The following is a 22269-nucleotide window of genomic DNA, read 5'->3' as shown; positions in this document are numbered from 1 at the left end:
TCATGATCACCGCCCGGTCCACCAGATCAAGCCGGTTGGACCCCGGCCGGACAGCGGGCACCGGGCCCGCCTCAACGCCTCCATCAACACCCATACGCATCTGCATGCCGCCAGTCTTGCCCAGCCACCGCTGCGTATTACTGCGCCACACCCCAATCCGGGCCGAGGCCTCCTTCACCGACACCCCCTGCCGCAGAAGTGAAAAGAACTCATCCTTCAGCGCATCCGGCGCCGGATAACCACTCGGCATAGCAACCTCCAAAAACAGAATGTTGCAACGACCGTATGATTTTGCGCGGCCGACATGGGCCGTAGGTGACCCCGCGTTGCTGTCAGGAGTAGTCGTTGTAGAAGCCGCGGCCGCTCTTGACCCCGAGCCAGCCGTTGTCGATGTACTCCTGCAGCATGGGGGCCGACTTGTTCTCCACACCGGCCACCTCGCAGTAGTGGTTCTCGATGTCCAGGACCACGTCCAGGCCCACCTCGTCCATGAACCGGAACGGCGTGATTTCGGATTTGAAGACGTCGGCGAACAAGGCATCCACGTCCTTCGGCTCGGCCACTCCCTCGGCAACGACCAGCAGTGATTCCCGCTTGATCGCCGCCCAGATCCTGTTGAAGATGAAGCCGGTGCTCTCCTTGCGGACCACGTGCGGAGTCAGTGCGTACTTGGGCAGCTCAGCCATGAGCAGGTCGATGATCCGCGGGTCGGTGTGGCCGCTGGACATCAGTTCCACCGAACGCACAGCCGGCGGCATGTAGAAGTGCATGTTCAGGACACGTTCCGGGTGACTCACTCCCCCGATGAATTCGGAAGCAGCGAACGACGAAGAGTTGCTGGCCAGCACGGCGTCCGGCGCGGCCAGGTGGTCAAGGTCGGCGAAGAGCGCCTGCTTGAGGCCGAGCTTCTCCGGGACGGCCTCCACCACCAGCCACGCATCGCGGAGCGCCGTCGTAAGGTTGTCCTGCGCGGCGAGCCGGACGGCCTGGCTGCCTCCGAGCTCATTCACGGCCCGGTGGCGCTGCGTTGCCACGTATTCGACGGCAGACCGGGCCACGGCAAGGCTCGTGTCGAAGACGCGCACCTCGGCGCCCTGCAGCGAGAGCATCAGGGCGATCCGCCGCCCCAGGGTCCCGCCGCCGACGATGGTGATCGGCCGGTCCGCGATGTTGGCGGGGAGCGTGTAGGTCATGTCAGTTCCTTTCAGGAGGCGGCTGACGATGCAGCGGCCAGGTTGAAGCGGTTCGCGCCGGTACCCTTGGCGATCAATACAAGGGCAGGGACGGCGGCAAGCACAAGGGCCAAACCGTAGATCAGGGTGGTGTTTTTCATTCCGGCGACCGGGACCAGGAGCCCCGCCGCCACGGCCGGGACGCTGAAGCCGAGGTAGCAGATGACGTAGATGCTGGAGAGCATGCCGATGCGCTCGTGCGGGCCGCATAACGGCAGGGTCATGCGCATCGCGCCGAAGTAGCCGCTGCCGAACCCGACACCGGCCACGGCCGTGCCGGCGAAGTAGAGCGGCGCGGAGCCCAGCTGGACCGCCAGCACGGTGAGCAGAATCCCCGAAATCAAGGCGAGGACGCCGGTGAGCAGGGTGCTCCGGTCCCGCCACCGCCGGACCACGACGATCGCCAGGGCGCCGGGCACGAACAGGGCGACCAGCGCCATGCCTCCCACCAGGACCGAGCCGTCCCTGGTCATGGCGTGCGCCAGCACCGGGCCCAGCGAGAGGTAGAAGCCTGCGAGCGCCCAGGTGGCCGCAGCGACCGGCATGGTGGCGGCCATGGTCCGGCGGGCGGAACGGGGAATCCTCGCCTCCGGAACCAGCGAACGGATGGCACCAGGCGCCCGGCGGCCGGCACTGGGCAGCCACAGGAGGGTGGCCCCCAGCCCGAGGAGGAGTGCTGCAACCACGAAGTACACGGCCTTGGTGGGCTCGGGCAGGAACCGGACCAGCGACGCCGACCCCAGGGCACCGACGGACAGTCCCACCGGGGAGGCCGCACTGTTCACCAGAGACCCGCGGCCGCGCCGGCCCGCGCCTTCGAAAGCAAGCAGCGCTGCCCCGCGGCGCCCATGGCCGCGCCCGTCGCGATCCCCTGCAGGGCCCGGGCCGCGATGAGGACCTCCGGCCCCGGCGCGAAGGCGAACGTCATCATGGCGGCGACCTGGAGCCCCACGGCTCCCAGCAGGACCGGGCGAGTGCCCACATGATCGGCAAGGGATCCCACAATCAGCAGAGTCACCAGCACTGCCACCGCGTAGACGGCGAACACGACCGTCACGGCCGCGGGGCCGAGCCCCCACTCCCGGGCATAAAACTCGTACAGCGGCGACGGGGCTGACGACGCCCCGATGAAGACCGTCAGGAGAGCCGCATGCAGCCAGAACGCTGCGCGGGTGTACTGCATTACTTTTCCCCACTCACTAAAAGCACAATCTGTGCATTAAGAGATTACTACTTAAAGCAGAAAATTCGCATTAAGCTGGTGTGATGATGGCTACAGCAACACCACGGCCCGGCGGCCGCAGCGCCCGCGTCCAACAGGCCGTGCATGAGGCCGTCCGCTCCCTGCTGCAGGAGAACGGCGGTGACCGGACGGCGCTTTCGGTGCCGGCGGTGGCCGAGCGCGCCGGCGTGAACTCCTCCACGATCTACCGGCGCTGGGGAGACCTGCCAAGGCTCCTCGCCGCCGTCGCCTCCAACCGGGTGCTGCCGGAACAGGTCGAGGACACCGGCTCGCTCCAGGGGGACATGGAGGCCTGGTTCGTGCCGTATGTGGAGGAGTTTTCCTCCGCGCTCGGCCGCCAGGTGTTGCGGGACATGCTTGCCGACGGCGCGGTGACCCGGGACTACTTCGCCGCCATGCAGGGCCATGTCGAAGAAATCCGCACCCTTGCCCGCACTCGCGGCGAAAGCCCGCCGGCGGCACAGGAGATCATCGACGTCGTGGTGGCGCCGGTGATCTACCGCGTCCTGTTCAATCACGAGTCCGCCGCGGCCCTGCGCGTGCAGGACAGGATTGCCCGGCTCCTCGGCGGCGAGGGGACCCGGGCGGCCCGGGAGGACTAAACTCGGTCCCAGCCCACCCACCACCATGCGAGGAGCCCCCATGCGCGCCACCATCATCCACGGTCCCGGCGACATCCGAGTCGAAGACCGCGACTACCCCACGGTCCAGCTGCCCACCGACGTCGTCGTGAAAGTCACCGCCGCCTGCGTCTGCGGCTCGGACCTGTGGCCCTACCGCGGGGTCAAACCCACCCACAAGCCCTCCGCGATCGGACACGAATTCATCGGGACTGTCGAAAGCGTCGGTGCGGACGTCAAAGACCTCGCGGTGGGCGACTTCGTGATCGCACCGTTCGTGGTCAGCTGCGGCGAGTGCCCGCAGTGCCGCAACGGTGTCACGGTGGCCTGCGACCGTCTGGCCGGCTGGGGCGGCAAGGATGACTCCGGCCTGAAGATCGACGGCGGCCAGGGCCAGGCGGTCCGTGTGCCGCTTGCCGAGTCCACGCTGGTCAAGGTGCCCGGGGTCACGGAGCCTGACGAAGCCCTCCGGGCCAGCCTGCTCACGCTCTCCGACGTCATGGCCACCGGCCACCACGCCGCACTCGCCGCCAAGGCCGGTCCCGGCCGCACGGTGGTGGTGGTCGGGGACGGCGCCGTCGGGCTCTGCGGCGTGCTCGCCGCCAAGCGCCTCGGCGCGGAACGGATCATCGCCATGTCGCGCCACGCCGACCGCCAGGCGATTGCCCGCGAATTCGGTGCCACGGACATTGTCGCCGAGCGCGGGGACGACGGCGTCGCGAAGGTCCGCGAACTGCTCGGCGGAGTGCTGGCCGACTCTGTGCTGGAGTGCGTGGGCACCAAGGAATCCATGGAGCAGGCGCTGCACAGCGTGCGCCCGGGCGGGGCCCTCGGCTTCGTCGGCGTCCCCACGGGCGGCGCCGAGGCCCCGTTACGGTTCCTGTTCGATACCAACATTTCGATCGCCGGCGGCATGGCCCCGGCCCGGACCTACATCCCGGAGCTGCTGGCCGACGTCCTGGACGGCACCATCAATCCGGGCCGCGTGTTCGACTCGGTGATGCCCCTGGAGGATGCGCCCGAGGCCTACCGTGCCATGGACGAACGGCGCGCCATCAAGGTGCTCCTGACTCCCTAGGGGAACGCAGTAACCGACACTCCCAGGGATTGTCCGACGGCGGCGGCGCGACGGCCGGGGCGGGGCCCGGCGCCGCGCCCGGCGCGGCTGCTTGCTCCCGCCCTTGCACGCGCCGGGACGAGGGTCTACCGTGAAGCGCATCAGCATCCGCCGCCGTCGAGGAGCCGTCATGGCCAGGTTTGTGCAGATCATCGAATTCCAGTCATCCCGCATCGAGGAAATCGAACAGCTCGGCCGTCCGTCGCGAACCGAGGGGACCACGGCCCCGACGTTCGGCCGTATCGTGGCCACCGCCGACCGCGACCGGCCCGGCACCTATTACACGATCGTTGAATTCGACTCCTACGAATCGGCCATGGAGAACTCGAACCGGCCCGAGACCTCGGAGTTTGCCGCCAAGATGGCCGCGCTCTGCGACGGTCCGCCGGTCTTCCGCAACCTGGATGTGATGTGGGAGGACACCGGCGGCGCCGACGCCGGCCAATAGGCCCGCAGCCTCACCGGCAGAGGGGCCGCACCGGAGAGAACGCCTGAGACACAGTGCCGGGAGACACAGTGCCGGCGGACGGCCGTGGCTTGTAAACGCGCACAGGACGTGGGAGCAGCGAAATGGGTTCTGCAGAGGGCAGGGCGCCGGAACATCTCGTCGTGGACCTTGGCGAACTCGGTTCCGCTCCCCTGCCGCTCGTCGGCGGGAAGGCCCTGAACCTCGGCATCCTCACGAAGGCAGGCTTCCCCGTCCCGCGCGGCTTCTGCCTCACCACCGTCGCCTACCGGAAGGCGGCGCCGGTGGAACTGGCGGACCTTGCGGCCCGGCTGGACGGCGCAACGGGACCGGCTCCGGGCCAGCCTGCGCCGGATCTGGGCGAACTGGCGCGTCAGGCAAGGGAACTGATCGTGACCGCCCCGATCCCCGCCGACGTCGATGCCGCCGTCCGCGCCGCGTATGCCGGGCTCGGCCACGATGCCGCCGTGGCGGTCAGGTCCTCCGCCACCGCCGAGGACCTGCCGTTCGCCAGCTTCGCCGGGCTCCAGGACTCCTTCCTCAATATCTCCGGGGCCGATGCCGTGGTCGAAGCGGTCCGGCGCTGCTGGGCCTCGCTGTGGACAGAACGGGCCGTGGCCTACCGCTCCACCAACGGGATCAGCCACCGCGACGTCGGACTCGCCGTCGTCGTCCAGGACCTCGTCGCCGCCGCCTCCGCCGGGGTGCTGTTCACCGCGAACCCCGTCACGGGCACGCGGACAGAAACGGTCATCGACGCGAGCACGGGGCCGGGCCAGGCAGTGGTCTCCGGCAGCGTGAATCCGGACCATTTCGTCACGGATACGGCCACGGGACGCATCCTGCTCAGCTCGCCGGGCGGAACCGGCCGGACGCCGAGCGTCGACGAGACCCGGGTCCGCGAGCTCACGGCACTCGGAGACAGGATCCAGCGGCTGTTCGGAGCGCCGCAGGATGTGGAATGGGTGATCGACGCCGCGGGCACGGTCTGGGTGACCCAGTCGAGGCCCGTCACCACCTTGTATCCGCTGCCGGACCCGGCGGCCCCGGCGCCAATGGGCGCGGAATCGCAGCCCGCCGCCGGTACCCGGGTGTACCTGTGCGGCACCCTGCTCCAGGGCCTGACCCGGCCACTGACGCCCATGGGACTCTCGGTGCTGGGCTCCATGCGGAACCGCAAGGGGCTGTGGCAGTTCGTCAACCCGGGCCTGCGCATGTACGTGGACATGACGCCCTTCGTTCACAGCAAATACGGCCGCCGCTATCTGTTGCGGATGCTCCCGCTGGCGGACGGAAGGTCAGGCGCCGTTTTCCCGACACTCCTGGAGGATCCCCGGTTCGGCTTGCGGGCACGGACGACGCGGCGGAAGCGCCCCGGCGCCGCGTCGACGCCGGCTGCGCGAAAGCCGGGCCCAGGCAGCACGCCGGCACGCAGTACCGAAGGCACGGACACCCTGGCCCTGATAGTCCGGCTGGTTCCAGCCATGTTGCGGGCAGCAGTGCGGCCGGCAACAGAACTGCGCCGTGCCTTCGACTACCGGACGTGCCTTGACGCCGAACTCGTCCTGCCGGAGCCGGCCAGCCCCTTTGCCCGGCTCGATCACGCCCAACGCATCCCCAACCGGGTGGTGGACGGGCTGATGGTGGCCACGTTGCCCGCCCCGGCCGTCGGCTACCTCATGCTCGCCGCCGCGCGCAGGCTGTTGCGCGGCATCGCGGCACCCCGGGAACTCGAGGCGGTGCTGCGGGGACTGCCGAACAACGTCACCACCGACATGGACCTTGAGCTCTGGCACCTGGCAGTCACGATCGGTGCGAACTCCGCATCACGGGAAGTGTTCCTGGCCCACGGCCCGGAGAACCTGGCCGCCCGGTACGCGGCCGGCACCCTGCCCGCCGTGGCGCAGACCGGCCTGCGCGGGTTCCTGGACCGCTACGGCCACCGCGCCGTGGCCGAGATCGACCTCGGCATGCCGCGGTGGTCGGAGAAACCGGACCATATCCTCGGCATGATCTCGAACTACCTGCACGTGGAGGACCCCGAACAGGCCCCCGACCGGCAGTTCGCCCGCGCGGAGGAACACGCCGAGGCAAGGATCCGCGAACTCGTGGAACGGGCCCGGGTCACGGGCCGGCTCCGGGCCCATGCGGTGGAGCTCTGCCTGCGCCGGACCCGGCAGCTGTCCGGGCTGCGCGAACTGCCGAAGTTCTACATCATCCTCGCCCTCGCGGAGATGCACCGCCAGCTCAACACGGTCGGTGCGGAGCTGGCCCGGTCCGGCGTGATCGCGGCGGCGGACGATGTGTTCTTCCTGGACTTCGACGAGCTCAGGGTGGGACTGCGGGGAGCCGACCTCAAAGGCCTCGCGGCGGACCGGCGCCGGCTCTACGACGTCGAACTGCGCCGGCGCCGGATCCCCCGGCTCCTGCTGTCCGACGGCACCGATGTGGAGGCGGCGGTGATGGCGAAGTCCCCCGCCTCGGACTCCCTTGCCGGGACACCGGCGTCGGCCGGAAGTGCCACCGGAACGGTCCGGGTCATCCTGGACCCGGTGGGCGCCCACCTGGAACCCGGGGAAATCCTCGTGGCACCATCCACTGACCCCGGCTGGACGCCGCTGTTCATGACCGCCGGCGCCCTGGTGATGGAGATGGGCGGGGTCATTTCGCACGGGGCCGTGGTGGCCCGCGAATACGGCATCCCGGCCGTGGTGGGCGTGCCGGACGCGACAATACGCCTGCAGTCGGGCCAGAGGGTGACCGTGGACGGATCGGCCGGAACCGTGCGGCTGGCGGACGCCCCGGCAACGCCCGCAGGACCCGGGAGCCGCCCCGGCTGACGGAGGCCCATGTTGGAGGGGCTATGTTAAGTGCATGGTGTCTGCCGGCAGCAACACGCAGGGAACCCCGGTTCCCGAGCCCGAGGGTTTCGGTTCGGGACTGGTGGATGATGCCGCCCGCCGGGATGCCGCGTTGCCGGACTTTGACTGGGCCGCCCTGCCGGACGGAGTGGTGCGCGGTGAGTTCAAGGCGCCCAGCGGCACCCTGGCGACCATCGCCAGCGGCGATCCCGGCAACCCGCGCGTCCTGCTCATTCCAGGCGCCACGGGGTCCAAGGAGGACTTCATCCTCATGCTGCCCGAGCTCGCCGCGGCCGGCTATTACGTGCTCAGCTGCGACATCGCCGGGCAGTATGAGTCCGCCGACGCCGGGCCGGAAAACCTCGTTCCGCCACGGGAGCACTATGACTACGAGCTCTTTCGGGACGATCTCCTTGCCATGCTCGACGCCGGGGACGGTCCGGCGCACGTCGTGGGATATTCGTTCGCGGCCGTCGTCGCCCAGCTGGCGTTCCGCTGCCGGCCCGAGAAGTTCCGGAGCCTGACCCTGATCAGCTGTCCGCCCGAGCCCGGGCAGTGTTTCCGGGGCCTGCGGTTTATCGGCTGGTTCAGCGGCTGGGTCAACAGCAGGATCGGCACCACGCTGATGATCTGGGGCATCCGCAGCAATGTTGCCCGGGTGGCGCCCCGGCGGCTGCGGTTCGTAAAGGGCAGGTTCGCGCTCACCCGCCGGGCCTCGGTGGTCGACATCATCGGCCTCATGAAGCGCACCCCCGACCTCCGGCCCGCCCTGGCTGCGGCGACGCTGCCGAAGTTCGTCGCCGTCGGGGAACACGATCTGTGGCCGCTGGCGCTGCACCGCCTGTTCGCCCAGTCAATCGGGGCAAAAATCGCGGTCTACCGGGGAGGCCACAGCCCGAGCGAAACGTCCCCGTACCAGATCAGCCGGGACCTGATCGCGCTCTACGACGGTACCGGCTGAGCACCGGCTGAGTGCCAACTAGGTGCCACCCGGGCAAAATGTCCGGGGCGAACGCCCCCTCAGGCTCTTGCACCGGGGGCTTTCGCCCCGTACGTTGGGGGACAGCGGACGAATGTCTCCGCAGCCGTTGGCCTCTTGGCCGCCGGAGATCAGCATTTCAGAAGGATAAAGGCATGGCAACAGGCACAGTTAAATGGTTCAACGCCGAAAAGGGTTTTGGCTTCATTGCCCCGGATGACGGGTCGGCCGACGTTTTCGCCCACTACTCGGCAATCGCCACCAGCGGCTACCGCTCGCTGGACGAGAACCAGAAGGTTGAATTCGACGTCACGCAGGGCCCGAAGGGCCCGCAGGCTGAGAACATCCGCCCGCTCTAAGTACTCCGGACAGCCCCGCCTCCGGCCGGGAAGCTTCCCCGAAGACCACAAACGCCCCTCCGAAGGTTTCCTCCGGAGGGGCGTTCGTGCTCGGGATGGATTATCTGCGGAAGCGTTCCGGCCAGAGAGCCATCAGGTGAGGGAGCGTCAGCCGACGTGGACCCAGGGCCGCCGGGTGACGTCGGGTTCGGCCTCGCGCAGCACCTCGCGGGTGACGGGGGCGATTTCGCCTTCGCCGAAGGCCAGGAACCGCAGGAGGTTGCTGACCGGGTTGCCCTCCGTCCAGCGGAAGTAGATGTGCGGCATCAGCCCGGTCACGTCGCGGATGTGCAGCAGCACGGAGGCGATCGTGTTGGGGACGACGGGTCCGTGGACTTCCAGGATCTGGTACCCGTGCCGGATGACCCCGCGGACCTCGAGTTCGGTCTCGAAGTCGGAGGAGTCGTCCACGACCACTTCCAGGAACAAGGCCCGGTAGTCCACCGGGAGGTGGCTGACCTCGATCGCGGAGGTCAGCTTGTCCCGGTACGCCTCGGCGCTCAACCGCAGCGGCTCGTGGGCGATCAGCGCGATCGGACCGGTTTCGTTGGCGGCCAGGAATTCCAGGGCCCGGGTGTCCATGCGCACGTGGGTGGCGTGGAGCTCGAAGGAGCGCCGGATCCGCGAGAGCAGCGAGATCACGATGATCCCCACGATGAAGAACGCCGCGATCCGGATGCCTTCGGGCCGCTCGAAGATGTTGGCCACCGTGGTGTAGATGAACACGACGGCGATGATCCCGAATCCGATGCTGCGCTTGCGCTGCCGCTTGCTGCGCGCCGAGAAGGTCACGGCAACGGCCGCGGAGGTCATGAGGACCAGGACGCCGGTGGCGTACGCGCCGCCCTGGGCGTCGACGTCGGCGTCGAACAGCCACGTGATGGCAAACCCCACAAGCGTGAACACCAGGACCAGCGGCCGCACGGCCCGCGCCCATTCCGGAGCCATGCCGTAGCGGGGCAGGTAGCGGGGCACGAGGTTCAGAAGCCCGGCCATCGCGGACGCCCCGGCGAACCACAGGATGGCAATGGTGCTGATGTCGTAGACGGTGCCGAAGCCCGCGCCCAGGTATTCGTGCGCGAGGTAGGCCAGGGCACGCCCGTTCGCCTGGCCGCCGGGCTGGAATTCCTGCTCCGGGATGAGCACCACGGTGGTGAAGCTTGTGGTGACCAGGAATGCGCTCATGATGAGGGCCGCCGACGTCAGCAGCCGGCGCGCGCCCTTGATCCGGCCTTCGGGGTTCTGCTCGGTGTCGTTGGCGTGACCGCGGATCTGCGGCATCACGGCGACGCCGGTCTCGAAGCCGGACAGGCCCAGGGCCAGCTTGGGGAAGACCAGCAGCGCGATCCCCACCACCATCAGCGGATTACCGTGCTGGGTGGTGAGGGCCACCCACCAGTTGTCGACCGCCACCGGGTGGACGATGACCTGGAAGATCGTGGTGATGACGACGATGACGTTCAGCCCGAGGTAAAGCCCGACGAGGACGACGGCGACGCCGATCGCCTCCTTGAACCCGCGCAGGAACACCGCGGCGAGCAGGGCCAGCAGGAACAGGGTGACCGGGACGTTCTGGCCCTGCATCCAGGCGGGCGCAAACGGGTTCTCGATGGCGTGCGCGGTCGCGTCGGCAGCGGACAGCGTCATGGTGATCATGAAGTCCGTCGCTGCGAACCCCAGCAGGACCAGCACCAGGAGTTTCCCGCCCCAGCGCGGCAGGAGCCGCTCGAGCATGGCAATTGAGCCTTCACCGCGGGGGCTTTCGCCAGCCACTCGGCGGTACACCGGCAGGGCGCCCAGCAACGTCACGGCCACCAGGACCAGGGTGGCCAGCGGCGAAATCACGCCGGCGGCCAGTGCGGCGATCGCCGGCTGGTAACCGAGGGTTGAGAAGTAGTCCACGCCCGTCAGGCACATGACCTGCCACCACGTGTGCTTCTTCAGGTGGCTGTCGCTCACGGCCCCGGGACCCTGATGGGTTCCCTTGGTGTCCTGGAGGCCGAACAGCAGCCAGTTCCTGAAGTTGTCTCCGGCGCCGGGACGCAGCGCAGAGGGGTCGGCCGGGGGCCGGCTGAGCGTCGTCATTTTGTCCTTTCCACACGACGCTCCGCGCCGCTTCCGTCGGCGACAGTATCAGTATCTGCAAGCCCCTCGGCCGTCGGGCGAACAATCCTGATGGTTCCTTAACGCTCTCAACCCCGTTCGTTAACACGGCGCTCCATGCGCCGGCCGCACTCCGGGACGAGCCGCCGGCATTAAGGGGACGCAAATTTGCGGACCGCCGGCATATGCAAAGCATTAAGGGCCGCTCCCGGGGGCGCCGCCGGTGATGTCATGAAATGGGGACGCTGCAGCCACCGTGGCCGTCACCCGATCCCCAACAGGAGTCAGCCAGCATGAACACCACGTCCCGGCGCATGGAGGACCTGTCCGGTCTTCCCACCGGAGCCAGTCCCACCCGTGATTTCGTCGCCGTCGATGACAGCGGGGAGTTTTCGTATCACCAGTCGGAACAGGCTCTGATGACGGCCTTTGAGTACGTCGAAGAAGCTGCCTGCATCATCGACCGCAGCGGCAGCGCCTATCGTCTGGCCTTGGATCCGCACCGCCACCTGGTCCTCGGGCCCTCCCGCGGCCCGGTGGAATTCCACTGGCTCCGCCACGCCTGGATGGACGCGCAAGACACGCACCCGGAAGGGTACCGGCTCCGCCGCTTCTACCCCGTCACCCGGGACGAAGTGGTCTCGGACCTGTTCGAAACCCTCGCCCTGGAGCGCGGAACGGCCCCGGCCGGGGGCGCCTGGTCCCTTGACATCGATGGCCGCGCATCGCACCCGTCCGGCATGGCGGACATCGACCGCCGGCTCGCCCACCAGGACCTGTTGGCACATGTCCACGTGACAGATCCATTCGGTCACCTGTACCGGCCTGCACGGCGCCGCCGGCACTGGTATATGCCGGCAGCGATCGGATTCATCCTTTACGTCGAAATCCCTGTTCCCGCCGCAACTCACTGACACAGGCCCTCCAGCCGGAGCCTGGACCGTGTTAAAGATCCGTCAAGATCTCCCCCGGGCCGGGAGCCGCTCCCGGCCCCGGTGCTATCGTCGGCAATTAACACGATGGTGGGCATCGCGCGGAGAGGCAAAGATGACCACGATGAGCAGGCCGCCTGCGGATCCCTCAGCTGCACGGCCGGGAGCCGGGGACAACTTCAGACGATGGCTGCTGTTCGGCCTGCAGGACGCCAAGGGCATCCACCAGGGGCCTGGCGCAGTGAGCGACTCGCATCTGAAGAAGCATCACTGGTGGCAGGTCATGTGCCTGACAGGCGTCGATTACTTCTCCACGCTCGGTTATCAGCCGGCGATCGCCGCACTGGCCGCGGGCGTGATTTCGCCGTTGGCCACCGTGGTGCTGGTGATTGTGACCCTGTTCGGTGCCTTGCCCGTCTACCGAAGGGTTGCCGGTGAAAGCCACCGCGGTGAAGGCTCAATTGCCATGCTCGAGCGGCTGATGCCGCGCTGGGGCGGCAAGCTCCTGGTGCTGGTCCTGCTGGGGTTCGCGGCGACGGACTTCATGATCACCATGACGCTCTCCGCCGCCGACGCGACCGCGCACGCCATCCAGAACCCCCTCGTTCCAGGCTGGCTGCAGGGCCAGAACGTGCCGGTCACCCTGTTCCTGCTGGCCCTGCTCGGCGCGGTGTTCCTGCGCGGGTTCAAGGAGGCGATCGGCGTCGCCGTCGTCCTGGTCGGGCTGTACCTCGGGCTGAACGTGATCGTGGTGATCACGAGCATCTTCGAAGTCATCGTCCACCCGGTGGCGGTCGACAACTGGTGGGTGGCCCTCACCACCCAGCACGGGAGCCCGCTGATGGTGGTGGGCATCGCGCTGCTGGTTTTCCCCAAACTGGCCCTGGGCCTGTCCGGCTTCGAGACCGGCGTCGCCGTGATGCCACAGATCAAGGGACGCCCGGGCGACACCGAAGACAAACCGGTGGGCCGGATTGCTGGTGCCCGCCAACTGCTGACCACCGCCGCCATCATTATGAGCGCCTTCCTCATCACGACCAGCTTCACCACCGTGGTGCTTATCCCGGAGCAGGAATTCCAGCCGGGCGGCCAGGCGAACGGGCGTGCCCTGGCCTACCTGGCGCACGAATACCTGGGACCCGGGTTCGGGACGGTCTACGACATCAGCACCATTGCCATCTTGTGGTTCGCCGGGGCCTCCGCGATGGCCGGGCTCCTGAACCTGGTCCCGCGCTACCTGCCCCGGTACGGCATGGCTCCCGGGTGGGCGCGGGCCGTGCGGCCGCTGGTCCTGGTGTTCACGGCGGTCGGGTTCCTGATCACCTGGCTTTTTGACGCCGACGTCGACGCCCAGGGCGGCGCGTACGCCACCGGCGTCCTGGTCCTGATGACGTCCGCCGCGGTCGCCGTCACGCTGTCCGCCCGGCGCGGGAAACAGCCCAGACGAACCATCGGGTTCGGCGTCATCGCCGTCGTGTTCATCTACACCACGGTGGCCAACATCTTCGAGCGGCCCGAAGGCATCCGGATCGCGGCGTTCTTCATCGTGGGGATCATCGTGATCTCGCTGCTCTCGCGGATCCGGCGCTCCTTCGAGCTCCACGCCACCCATGTCCACATGGATCGGGAGGCACTGGAATTCGTGTCCTCCACGGTGGAAGGGCCAATCGCGATCATCGCCCACGAGCCGCTGCGCCTCAGCGCCGAGGCGTACCGGGACAAGCTGACCTCCGCGATCGAGGTCAGCCACCTCCCGGTGGACTACCGGGCTCTGTTCCTGGAAGTGGTCGTGGACGACTCCTCCGACTTCGAGACCGAACTCGAGGTCCGCGGGGTCATCCGGCACGGGTACCAGATCCTGGAAGTCCACGGACCCGTCGTCCCCAATACGATCGCCTCCGTGCTGCTGCACATCCGCGACGTGACCGGGCTGATGCCGCACATCTACTTCCGCTGGACGGAGGGCAACCCGGTCAGCAACCTCCTGCGGTTCCTGGCCTTCGGCGAAGGCGAAATCGCCCCCGTCACCCGCGAGGTGCTGCGCGAGGCCGAACCCGACGTCACCCGGCGGCCCTGGGTCCACGTCGGCTGAAAGTCCTCCGGCGGACCGTTGCGCGAGGGCACGTTAAGACGGCGTCAAGATCCTGCCCGCGGGTGTTAGGAAACCATCAGGAACCCGATATTCCGCCCTGCCGAGGAGTTGACTTTCAGTAGCCCCGCAAACGGGGCGCGGATGAAAGGAACCTGAAATGGCCGATCTGGCTGTTCTCGGAATCCTCATGGTGTCCATGGGGTTCGTTATGTGGGCCGGCCACGCCCTGGCCGGAATGGTCGGCAGCGCCGATGAGCGGCCGGAGAGCGGCAAATGAGCGCCGACGCGGTGATGTGGCTCGTTCTGCTGCTGGCCGGGCTGTGCCTCTTCGGCTACCTGCTGGTTGTCCTGATCCATCCTGAAAAGTGGTGATCGGGCTATGACTTTCGATCCCGCATCCTTCGCTGCCCAGGTGGCGGCACTTCTTATCGTGCTGGCAGCCGTGCACAAGCCCTTGGGCATCTATCTGGCCCGGGTCTTTGAGGGAACAACGTCATCCCGGCCCGAGCGTCTGTTCTACCGGCTCGCCGGGGTCGACGCCGGCACCGAGCAGACCTGGCCCGTCTACTTGCGCAGCGTCCTGGCGTTCTCGCTCGTCTCGATCCTGGCCGTGTTCGGCCTCCAGCGGCTGCAGGGCGTCCTGCCGGGCAGCGGTTCGCTGCCCGGCGTGGATCCCTGGGTCGCCATGAACACCGCCATTTCCTTCGTGACCAACACGAACTGGCAGACATACGCCCCCGAGGCCACGGTGGGCATCTTCGTGCAGATGTGCCTGCTGGCGGTGCAGAACTTCCTCTCCGCGGCAGTCGGTATCGTCGTCGTCGTCGCCCTCATCCGCGGCATCGCCCGCACGAGGACGCAGCGGCTGGGAAACTTCTGGGTGGACCTGGCCCGGACTTCGTTCCGGGTCCTGCTGCCGCTGGCGTTCGTCGCGGCGGTGGTGATGGTCCTGGGCGGCATCGTACAGAACTTCTGGCCCACCGACGTCGTCAATCAGGCCGCCGGGATCCAGCAGAGCATTCCGGGCGGCCCGGTCGCGTCCCAGGAAGCCATCAAGGAACTCGGGACCAACGGCGGCGGCTACTTCAACGCCAACTCCGCCCACCCGTTCGAGAACCCCAGCGCCCTCATCAGCTTCTTCGAGGTCTTCCTGCTCCTGCTCATCCCCTCGGCCCTGCCGTACGCCTTCGGCCGGATGGTGGGTGACCAGAGGCAGGGCTACACGGTGGCCGCGGTGATGGGCACCCTGTGGCTGGCATCGGTTTCCCTGATGGGATGGGCCGTGGCTTTCGGCCAGGGCACCGCGACGGCGGCGGCCGGCGGCCTGGGCGAAGGCTTTGAACAGCGCTTCGGACCGGTGCCCAGCGCGATCTTCGCCACGTCTACCACGCTGACCTCCACCGGCGCCGTCAACGTCGCCCACGATTCCCTGCCGCCGCTGGCCGGCGGCGTCGCGATGGTGAACATGATGCTCGGTGAGGTGGCCCCCGGCGGAACCGGCTCCGGGCTCTACGGCCTGCTGATCCTGTCCATCATCTCCGTCTTCATCGCCGGGCTGATGGTCGGGCGTACCCCGGAGTATTTGGGCAAGAAGATCGGTCCGACGGAAATGAAACTGGCGGCCATGTACATCCTCGTCACCCCGACCCTGGTCCTGGCCCTGGCCGGCATTACCGTCCTGTTGCCGGACGCCATGGCTAACGCCCCGGCCACCGGCCCGCATCAGTTCAGCGAAGTGCTTTACGCCTTCACCTCCGGGGCCAACAACAACGGCTCCGCGTTCGGCGGCATCACCACTTCGGGCCCGTTCCTGTCGGTCATGATGGGCCTGGCGATGCTGCTGGGCCGATTCCTCCCGATTGTTCTGGTCCTCGCCCTCGCCGGCTCCCTCGCCCGTCAGGGCAAGATTCCCGCCTCGGCCGGCACGGTCCCCACCCACGGCCTCCTGTTCGGCGGCCTGCTGCTCGGCGTGACGGTGATCATGACCGCCCTGAGCTACTTCCCGGCCCTTGCCCTGGGCCCCCTCGCAGAAGGACTCCTGAAATGACCCGGTCTAGCACGGCATCAGCCCCGGACTTCGCCGCCGCCACCTACGCCGACGGCAACCCCCTCGGCACCCCCGGCGAGCACAAGCACCACACCAAGGCCCCGGCCAAACTGACGATCACGTCCGTCGCCGCCGCCCTGCCGCTCGCAGTCCGGAAACTTGCCCCGCGGCAGATGATCCATTCCCCGGTCATGTTCACCGTGCTGGTCGGGGCCGCACTGTGCACCGCGATCTCGCTATACCGACCTTCGGTGTTCGGCATCGCCGTCACGGCCTGGCTGTGGCTCACCGTCCTCTTCGGCACCCTGTCCGAGTCCATCGCCGAAGGCCGCGGCAAAGCCCAGGCCGACAGCCTCCGCGCCAGCCGCAAAGGCGTCCAGGCCCGGCTCCGGCAGCCCGACGGCAGCACCAAAGACATTCCCGGCACGGATCTGCGGCGGGGCGACGTCGTGATCTGCGAGGCCGGCGACGTCATCCCCTCGGACGGCGAAATCATCGAAGGCCTGGCCAGCGTCGACGAATCGACCATCACCGGCGAATCGGCCCCGGTGATCCGCGAATCCGGCGGCGACCGTTCCTCGGTCACGGGCGGCACGAGGGTCCTCTCGGACCGGATCGTCATCCGCATCACCGCCGAGCCGGGACAGACCTTCATCGACCGGATGATCAAACTCGTCGAGGGTGCCGTGCGGCAGAAGACCCCCAACGAAATCGCCCTGCACGTGCTGCTGGTGTCCCTGACCATCGTGTTCCTGGCCGTCACCATGTCCCTGGCCCCGTTTGCTGCCCTGGCCGGCGCCAGCCCGTCCCCGATCGTGTTGGTGGCCCTGCTGGTCTGCCTGATCCCCACCACCATCGGGGCGCTCGTCCCGGCCATCGGCATCGCCGGCATGGACCGCCTGGTCCAGCACAACGTGCTGGCCACCTCCGGCCGGGCCGTGGAGACCGCCGGCGACATCACCACGCTCCTGTTGGACAAGACCGGGACCATCACCTACGGCAACCGCCGCGCGGTCAATTTCTTCCCCGCCAACCACGTGGACAGGACCCGGCTCATCGAAGCGGCACGCGTCTGCAGCCTGGCCGACGAAACCCCTGAGGGGCGCTCCATCGTGGACCTCGCCGCTGACAAGGGCGTGACCGGGACAGATCTGGCCACCCTTGAGCGCAGCTCCAGCGATTTTGCCGTGGTCCCCTTCAGTGCCACGACGCGGATGAGCGGGCTCGACCTTGACGGGCTGCAGATCCGCAAAGGCGCCGCCTCCACGGTGACGGCTTTCGTGACCGAGCACGGCGGGCATTGCCCGGCGGAGGTCGACCACCGGGTCCAGGAAATCTCCGCCCTGGGCGGCACGCCCCTGCTGGTCGCCCAGGTGGGCAAGGACGGCCAGGCAGACATCCTGGGCGCCATCCACCTTGCCGATGTCGTCAAGCCCGGCATGCACGCCCGCTTCGCCGAACTGAGGCAAATGGGCATCCGGACCGTGATGATCACCGGCGACAACCCCATCACCGCCAAGGCGATCGCCGCCGAGGCCGGCGTTGATGACTTCCTCGCCGAAGCAACCCCGGAGGACAAGCTCGCGGTCATCAAGAAGGAGCAGGCCGCCGGCCGGCTGGTGGCCATGACCGGCGACGGCACCAACGACGCCCCGGCCCTGGCCGCGGCGGACGTCGGCGTCGCCATGAACTCGGGAACCCCGGCCGCCAAGGACGCTGCCAACATGGTGGATCTCGATTCCGATCCCACCAAGCTCATCAACATCGTCGGCATCGGCAAACAGTTGCTCATCACCCGGGGTGCACTGACCACCTTCTCGGTCGCCAACGACGTCGCCAAGTACTTCGCGATCGTCCCGGCCCTCTTCACCGCTGCATTCCCCGGGCTCGGGCTCCTGAACATCATGGGACTCGCGACGCCGTCCTCGGCCATCCTCTCGGCGGTGATCTTCAACGCCCTGATCATCATCGCCTTGGTGCCGCTCGCGCTCCGCGGCGTCAAATACCGCGCCGTCTCCGCCAACCAGGCGCTCGGCCGGAACCTGCTGATCTACGGGCTCGGCGGGCTCATCGCCCCGTTCATCGGCATCAAAATCATCGACCTCATGATCGCCCTCATCCCCGGGATCGGCTAGGAACACCCCCATGAACACACTCACCGGCTACCTCCGCCAAGCAGGCACCGCCGCCCGGTTCCTGCTCTTCGCCACGCTCGTCCTCGGCGTGGCCTACCCCCTGGCTGTCTTCGGCGCCGGACAGCTCATCGCCCCCTACCAGGCCAACGGCTCCATCATCAAAGACCCGGCCGGCAACCCCGCGGCCTCGGCCCTGATCGTTCAGGTCGCCGCCAACGACGCAGGAACCCAGGATCCGCGGTGGTTCCACGCCCGGCCCTCGGCCGTGAAATGGGACCCGGCATCGTCCTCGGCCAGCAACCTCGGCCCCAACGACCCGAAACTGCTCGACGCCGTCACCGCCAACCGGGCCGCCGTCGCCGCCGCTGAACGGGTCAGCGAGGCCCAGGTCCCCGCCGACGCCGTGACCGCCAGCGGATCGGGACTGGATCCGGACATCTCCCCGGCGTACGCCCGGCTTCAAGTTCCGCGGGTAGCCGCAGCACAGGGCCTCAGCACCGGAACTGTCGCGGCGCTGGTGGACCGGCACACCAGCAGCGGCCTCGCGGCCTTCCTCGGCCAGCCAGCTGTCAACGTGACGGCCCTGAACCTCGATGTGGCCGCCGCCAAAGCGTCGCTGGCGCCGCCGTCCAAGTGAAAGAATGACGCCATGGCACGTGGAACGCTGCGCATCTTCCTGGGGGCTGCACCCGGGGTCGGCAAGACCTACGAGATGCTTGAAGAGGCGCACCGTCTGGGCAAGCGCGGCGAGGACGTTGTGGTCGCGTTCGCCATGGACCACGGACGCAGCGAAACGCGCGCGCTCCTGGAGGGCCTGGAAGTCATCCCGCCCCGGCGCCTGCCCTACCGCGGGACAGAGTTTGAAGAGATGGACCTCGACGCCGTCCTGGCCCGGAGTCCGAAAACCGCGATCGTGGACGAATACGCCCACACCAACATCCCGGGCAGCCGCAATCCCAAACGCTGGCAGGATGTCGATGCGCTTCTTGATGCAGGCATCGACGTCCTGACCACCGTCAATATCCAGCATCTCGCGTCCCTGGGCGACGTCGTCAGCGCCATCACCGACGTCCACCAGGCGGAGACGGTGCCGGACGACGTCGTCCGCCGGGCGGACCAGATCCATCTCGTCGACATCTCCCCCGAACTGCTCCGCCAGCGTCTGGGCGACGGCAAGATCTACGCTCCCGAAAAGATCGATGCCGCCCTCTCGAACTACTTCCGGCTCGGCAACCTCACTGCCTTGCGGGAGCTCGCGCTCCTGTGGCTGGCCGACCGGGTGGACGAGGGCCTGGCCAGATACCGGGCCGAACAGGGCATCGAGGAAAGCTGGCCGGCCCGCGAGCGCATCGTAGTCGGGCTGACCGGCGGCGCCGAAGGGGAGGTTCTGATCCGCCGGGGAGCAAGGATCCTCAACCGCGTCAACGGCGGTGACCTGCTGGCGGTCCACGTCCGGGCCGCCGATGGTGTGGCCAGCGAATCGCCCCAGGCGCTGGAGGCCCAGCGCCACCTGATCCAAGACCTGGGCGGCAGCTACCACATCGTGACCGGCGAGGATCCGGCAGCCGCGCTCCTGGACTTCGCCCGCAGCGTCAACGCCACCCAGATCGTCGTCGGCATCTCCCGGCGCAGAAAATTCGCCGGGCTGATGGGAAACCTGCTCGGCGGCGGGGTCGGGACCAGGGTGGTCCGCGATTCGGGCGACATTGACGTCCACATGGTCTCCCACCCGCTTGGCGGCCACGGTACCCGTCCTTCCCGGGAGCGGGACCTGGGCCGGATGAGGGTCACGGTGGGATTCGTCCTGGCTGTGCTCCTCCCGATGATCCTGCAGCTCCTGCTCGCACTCCTGAATCCGGAACGGAACGTGGCCGCTGCCATGCTGGTCCAGCTCACAGGTTCGGTGGCAGTGGCCCTGATCGGCGGGTTGTGGCCTGCCATTCTGGCCGCGCTGTGGAGCAGTCTGCTGGTGAACTACTTTTCCACCCCGCCGGTGGGCAACCTGACCATCAGCGATCCGCAGAACTTCCTGGCCCTGCTGGTGTTCGTGGGCGTCTCGGCGACCGTTGCCGTCGTCGTCGACCTTTCAGCCCGCCGTTCCAAGGAAGCCGCACGGGCCCGTGCCGAGGCAACGACGCTGGGTGACCTGACCCGCGGCGCCGCCGGCTCGGAGGACACCGTTCAGGCGCTGCTGGAGCAGGCGCTGGGTGTTTTCCAGGTCCGGGGCACCGCGTTGTTCAGCCGGGAGCCCGATGCCGGGGACGCCGCCGGGATCGCGGCCGGCGGCCGGCCATGGCGGGTACTCGCCGCAGCCGGCGAGATCCCTGCCGTTGCCGGTAGCGAGCGGGGCGATGCCGCCACCGGCGACAACGTCGAGGAGATCGATGCCACGACGCGGTTGGTCCTCTACGGCCGGATCCTGCCGGCAAGTGACCGGCGCCTGCTGGGGGCCTTCGGCGTCCACCTGGCGGCCCAGCTTGAACGCCAGCAGCTGGTTGTCAGCCGCCGGGAAATGCTGCGCCTGGCCGAGAGCAACACCATGCGCACGTCCATCCTGCGCGCCGTGTCCCACGATCTGCGCACCCCGCTGGCCGGGATCAAACTCGCCGTAGGCGGCCTGCGCCACGACGACGTCCACTACACACCCGAAGAGGAGAAGGAGTTGCTGGCTACCATCGAGGAATGCTCAGACCGGCTGGACATTCTGGTGGGTAACCTGCTGGACATGTCCCGGATCACCTCGGATGCCGTCAATCCCCTCCTCAGGCCCGTGCGCTGGTTCGAGGTGATTCCGGGCGCCCTCGGCGCCGTCCCGCCGGGCAGGGTGCGGGTGGACCTTCCCGCCAATATGCCGGAGATCGACGCCGACCCGGGAATGCTGGAACGCGTCATCGCGAACATCGTGGAAAACGCCGTGAAATACGCCCCGGACTCGGATATCGTCTTGGTGGGCACGGCCGGGGGCCTCAGCCCGGCGACCCTCGACGGGCACCCTGCGGGCGAGCTGCGGATCATCGACCATGGCCGGGGCGTCCCGGCGGAGAGTGTCGTCGAGATGTTCCGCCCGTTCCAGCGGCTCGATGACACACCGCAGGCCACCGGGATCGGGCTCGGACTGGCCGTAGCGAAAGGATTCACCGAAGCGATGGGCGGAACGCTGGCTGCGGAAGAGACGCCGGGGGGCGGTTTGACGATGGTCATCCGGCTTCCCCTGTCCACAGGCGTGCCGTTCGACGCGCGCCGCGCCCAGGCCCCGCTCGAGCCGCAGTCGGCCCTGGGGCGCCGCCATGCACTGCCGCTCGTGCCCGGACCGGATGCCGGATGACCGCCGTCCTGGTGGTCGACGACGACCCGCACCTTCTCAGGGCGCTCCGAATCACGCTGCAGGCCCATGGCTACTCGGTGACCACTGCGGCCGACGGCCGCTCCGCCCTGCTGACAGCATCCCAGCACCCCTTGGCCCTGGTCATCCTCGATCTCGGCCTGCCGGACATCGACGGCACCAAGGTGCTGCGGGAACTCCGGGCCTCAAGCCAGGTCCCGATCCTGGTGCTCTCAGCCCGCCACGGCTCCGAGGACAAAGTGGAAGCACTCGACGCCGGCGCGGACGACTACATCACGAAGCCGTTCGGCCTCGACGAGCTGCTGGCCAGGATCCGCGCCCTGTTGCGCCGCAGTGTTGACCAGGAGCAGGCACCTGTAGTGACCACGAAGGCCTTCACCGTGGACCTCGGCAAGCACCGCGTCATCCGGGACGGCCAGGACGTACGGCTCACGCCGACCGAATGGCACATTCTGGAGATGCTGGTCCGGAACCCGGAAAAGCTCATCACCCAGCAGCAGTTACTCTCGGAAGTCTGGGGTCCGGCGTACGCCAAGGAGACGAACTACCTTCGGGTCTACATGGCCCAGCTGCGCCGCAAACTGGAGCCGGACACCGCCAATCCGCGCCACCTGCTCACCGAGGCCGGCATCGGGTACCGGTTCATGCCCTGAGCCCCGCCGGCGCCGGCCCCGGTCGCCGCTACGGCCGTTTTCCTCCAG

General features: G+C 68.1%; 18 protein-coding genes and 1 pseudogene. 14 read left to right on the top strand and 5 right to left on the bottom strand.

All coding sequences use genetic code 11. The features are described 5' to 3' along the window. From CFN17_RS08930 to CFN17_RS08915, 4 genes and pseudogenes are all read right to left on the bottom strand, one after another. Positions 1–250: pseudogene (locus CFN17_RS08930) on the bottom strand (IS30 family transposase); the annotation flags it as partial. 82 nt (positions 251–332) lie between these two features. After that, on the bottom strand, positions 333–1193 hold the full coding sequence (locus CFN17_RS08925; RefSeq protein WP_208751049.1) for a 3-hydroxyacyl-CoA dehydrogenase family protein: 861 nt from the start codon (positions 1191–1193) through the stop codon (positions 333–335). A gap of 11 nt (positions 1194–1204) precedes the next feature. Continuing rightward, positions 1205–2017 (bottom strand): hypothetical protein, encoded by an 813-nt coding sequence (locus CFN17_RS08920; protein WP_208751048.1) that lies wholly within the window; start codon positions 2015–2017, stop codon positions 1205–1207. Beyond that, on the bottom strand, positions 2014–2415 hold the full coding sequence (locus CFN17_RS08915) for an MFS transporter (RefSeq protein WP_208751047.1): 402 nt from the start codon (positions 2413–2415) through the stop codon (positions 2014–2016). Before CFN17_RS08915 ends, CFN17_RS08920 begins: the two co-directional genes overlap by 4 nt. An 83-nt stretch (positions 2416–2498) precedes the next feature. Here CFN17_RS08915 and CFN17_RS08910 point away from each other — a divergent pair, with 83 nt between their 5' ends. The 6 genes from CFN17_RS08910 to CFN17_RS08885 all read left to right on the top strand — a co-directional run bounded on the left by CFN17_RS08910 (position 2499) and on the right by CFN17_RS08885 (position 8877). Beyond that, complete coding sequence (locus CFN17_RS08910) at positions 2499–3077, top strand: TetR/AcrR family transcriptional regulator (RefSeq protein ID WP_208751046.1); 579 nt, start codon at positions 2499–2501, stop codon at positions 3075–3077. Positions 3078–3117: 40 nt separating this feature from the next. Further along, on the top strand, positions 3118–4173 hold the full coding sequence (locus CFN17_RS08905; RefSeq protein WP_208751045.1) for a zinc-dependent alcohol dehydrogenase family protein: 1056 nt from the start codon (positions 3118–3120) through the stop codon (positions 4171–4173). 169 nt (positions 4174–4342) lie between these two features. Beyond that, positions 4343–4660: a hypothetical protein gene (locus tag CFN17_RS08900; RefSeq protein WP_208751044.1), complete on the top strand. Its 318-nt coding sequence runs from the start codon at positions 4343–4345 to the stop codon at positions 4658–4660. A gap of 122 nt (positions 4661–4782) precedes the next feature. After that, positions 4783–7518 carry a PEP/pyruvate-binding domain-containing protein gene (locus CFN17_RS08895; RefSeq protein ID WP_208751043.1) on the top strand — a complete coding sequence of 912 codons (2736 nt, stop codon included), beginning with the start codon at positions 4783–4785 and terminating at the stop codon, positions 7516–7518. A 34-nt stretch (positions 7519–7552) separates the two neighbouring features. After that, positions 7553–8500 carry an alpha/beta fold hydrolase gene (locus CFN17_RS08890; RefSeq protein WP_208751042.1) on the top strand — a complete coding sequence of 316 codons (948 nt, stop codon included), beginning with the start codon at positions 7553–7555 and terminating at the stop codon, positions 8498–8500. Positions 8501–8673: 173 nt separating this feature from the next. Further along, the gene (locus tag CFN17_RS08885) at positions 8674–8877 is read left to right on the top strand and encodes a cold-shock protein (RefSeq protein WP_009357211.1); all 204 of its coding nucleotides are present in this window, start codon (positions 8674–8676) and stop codon (positions 8875–8877) included. 147 nt (positions 8878–9024) lie between these two features. On the opposite strand, the gene CFN17_RS08880 is transcribed toward CFN17_RS08885, so the two are convergent. Next, entirely contained in the window at positions 9025–11001 is a 1977-nt protein-coding gene (locus CFN17_RS08880) for an amino acid transporter (RefSeq protein ID WP_208751041.1), read from the bottom strand. 311 nt (positions 11002–11312) lie between these two features. On the opposite strand from CFN17_RS08880, the gene CFN17_RS08875 reads away from it, so the two are divergent. From CFN17_RS08875 to CFN17_RS08840, 8 genes are all read left to right on the top strand, one after another. Then, complete coding sequence (locus tag CFN17_RS08875; protein WP_208751040.1) at positions 11313–11933, top strand: hypothetical protein; 621 nt, start codon at positions 11313–11315, stop codon at positions 11931–11933. Between the two features lie 133 nt (positions 11934–12066). After that, entirely contained in the window at positions 12067–14043 is a 1977-nt protein-coding gene (locus tag CFN17_RS08870) for an amino acid transporter (RefSeq protein WP_208751039.1), read from the top strand. Positions 14044–14316: 273 nt separating this feature from the next. Continuing rightward, the gene (locus CFN17_RS08865; RefSeq protein WP_208751038.1) at positions 14317–14415 is read left to right on the top strand and encodes a potassium-transporting ATPase subunit F; all 99 of its coding nucleotides are present in this window, start codon (positions 14317–14319) and stop codon (positions 14413–14415) included. Positions 14416–14422: 7 nt separating this feature from the next. After that, positions 14423–16090, top strand: coding sequence for a potassium-transporting ATPase subunit KdpA (gene kdpA / locus CFN17_RS08860; protein ID WP_208751037.1), 1668 nt, complete (start codon positions 14423–14425; stop codon positions 16088–16090). Beyond that, complete coding sequence (kdpB, locus tag CFN17_RS08855; RefSeq protein ID WP_208751036.1) at positions 16087–18225, top strand: potassium-transporting ATPase subunit KdpB; 2139 nt, start codon at positions 16087–16089, stop codon at positions 18223–18225. The genes kdpA and kdpB overlap by 4 nt, the downstream gene beginning before the upstream one ends. A 10-nt stretch (positions 18226–18235) precedes the next feature. Continuing rightward, entirely contained in the window at positions 18236–18862 is a 627-nt protein-coding gene (kdpC, locus tag CFN17_RS08850) for a K(+)-transporting ATPase subunit C (RefSeq protein ID WP_208751035.1), read from the top strand. Between the two features lie 12 nt (positions 18863–18874). After that, positions 18875–21550, top strand: coding sequence for a DUF4118 domain-containing protein (locus CFN17_RS08845; RefSeq protein ID WP_208751034.1), 2676 nt, complete (start codon positions 18875–18877; stop codon positions 21548–21550). After that, positions 21547–22221 carry a response regulator gene (locus CFN17_RS08840; protein WP_208751033.1) on the top strand — a complete coding sequence of 225 codons (675 nt, stop codon included), beginning with the start codon at positions 21547–21549 and terminating at the stop codon, positions 22219–22221. The genes CFN17_RS08845 and CFN17_RS08840 overlap by 4 nt, the downstream gene beginning before the upstream one ends. The last annotated feature ends 48 nt before the right edge of the window (positions 22222–22269 follow it).

Origin of the sequence: Arthrobacter sp. PM3 (assembly GCF_003352915.1) — a bacterium.
Taxonomy (GTDB): Bacteria; Actinomycetota; Actinomycetes; order Actinomycetales; family Micrococcaceae; genus Arthrobacter.
This window is presented reverse-complemented; position numbering and strand designations above follow the sequence as displayed.

Coding starts and splice junctions, on each gene's coding strand:
- CFN17_RS08875 (WP_208751040.1), top strand. CDS start 11,313: ATGAACACCACGTCCCGGCGCATGGAGGACCTGTCCGGTCTTCCCACC.
- kdpA (WP_208751037.1), top strand. CDS start 14,423: ATGACTTTCGATCCCGCATCCTTCGCTGCCCAGGTGGCGGCACTTCTT.
- CFN17_RS08890 (WP_208751042.1), top strand. CDS start 7,553: ATGGTGTCTGCCGGCAGCAACACGCAGGGAACCCCGGTTCCCGAGCCC.
- CFN17_RS08845 (WP_208751034.1), top strand. CDS start 18,875: ATGGCACGTGGAACGCTGCGCATCTTCCTGGGGGCTGCACCCGGGGTC.
- CFN17_RS08870 (WP_208751039.1), top strand. CDS start 12,067: ATGACCACGATGAGCAGGCCGCCTGCGGATCCCTCAGCTGCACGGCCG.
- CFN17_RS08840 (WP_208751033.1), top strand. CDS start 21,547: ATGACCGCCGTCCTGGTGGTCGACGACGACCCGCACCTTCTCAGGGCG.
- CFN17_RS08880 (WP_208751041.1), bottom strand. CDS start 11,001: ATGACGACGCTCAGCCGGCCCCCGGCCGACCCCTCTGCGCTGCGTCCC.
- kdpB (WP_208751036.1), top strand. CDS start 16,087: ATGACCCGGTCTAGCACGGCATCAGCCCCGGACTTCGCCGCCGCCACC.
- CFN17_RS08905 (WP_208751045.1), top strand. CDS start 3,118: ATGCGCGCCACCATCATCCACGGTCCCGGCGACATCCGAGTCGAAGAC.
- CFN17_RS08865 (WP_208751038.1), top strand. CDS start 14,317: ATGAGCGCCGACGCGGTGATGTGGCTCGTTCTGCTGCTGGCCGGGCTG.
- CFN17_RS08895 (WP_208751043.1), top strand. CDS start 4,783: ATGGGTTCTGCAGAGGGCAGGGCGCCGGAACATCTCGTCGTGGACCTT.
- CFN17_RS08915 (WP_208751047.1), bottom strand. CDS start 2,415: ATGCAGTACACCCGCGCAGCGTTCTGGCTGCATGCGGCTCTCCTGACG.
- CFN17_RS08910 (WP_208751046.1), top strand. CDS start 2,499: ATGATGGCTACAGCAACACCACGGCCCGGCGGCCGCAGCGCCCGCGTC.
- kdpC (WP_208751035.1), top strand. CDS start 18,236: ATGAACACACTCACCGGCTACCTCCGCCAAGCAGGCACCGCCGCCCGG.
- CFN17_RS08925 (WP_208751049.1), bottom strand. CDS start 1,193: ATGACCTACACGCTCCCCGCCAACATCGCGGACCGGCCGATCACCATC.
- CFN17_RS08900 (WP_208751044.1), top strand. CDS start 4,343: ATGGCCAGGTTTGTGCAGATCATCGAATTCCAGTCATCCCGCATCGAG.
- CFN17_RS08885 (WP_009357211.1), top strand. CDS start 8,674: ATGGCAACAGGCACAGTTAAATGGTTCAACGCCGAAAAGGGTTTTGGC.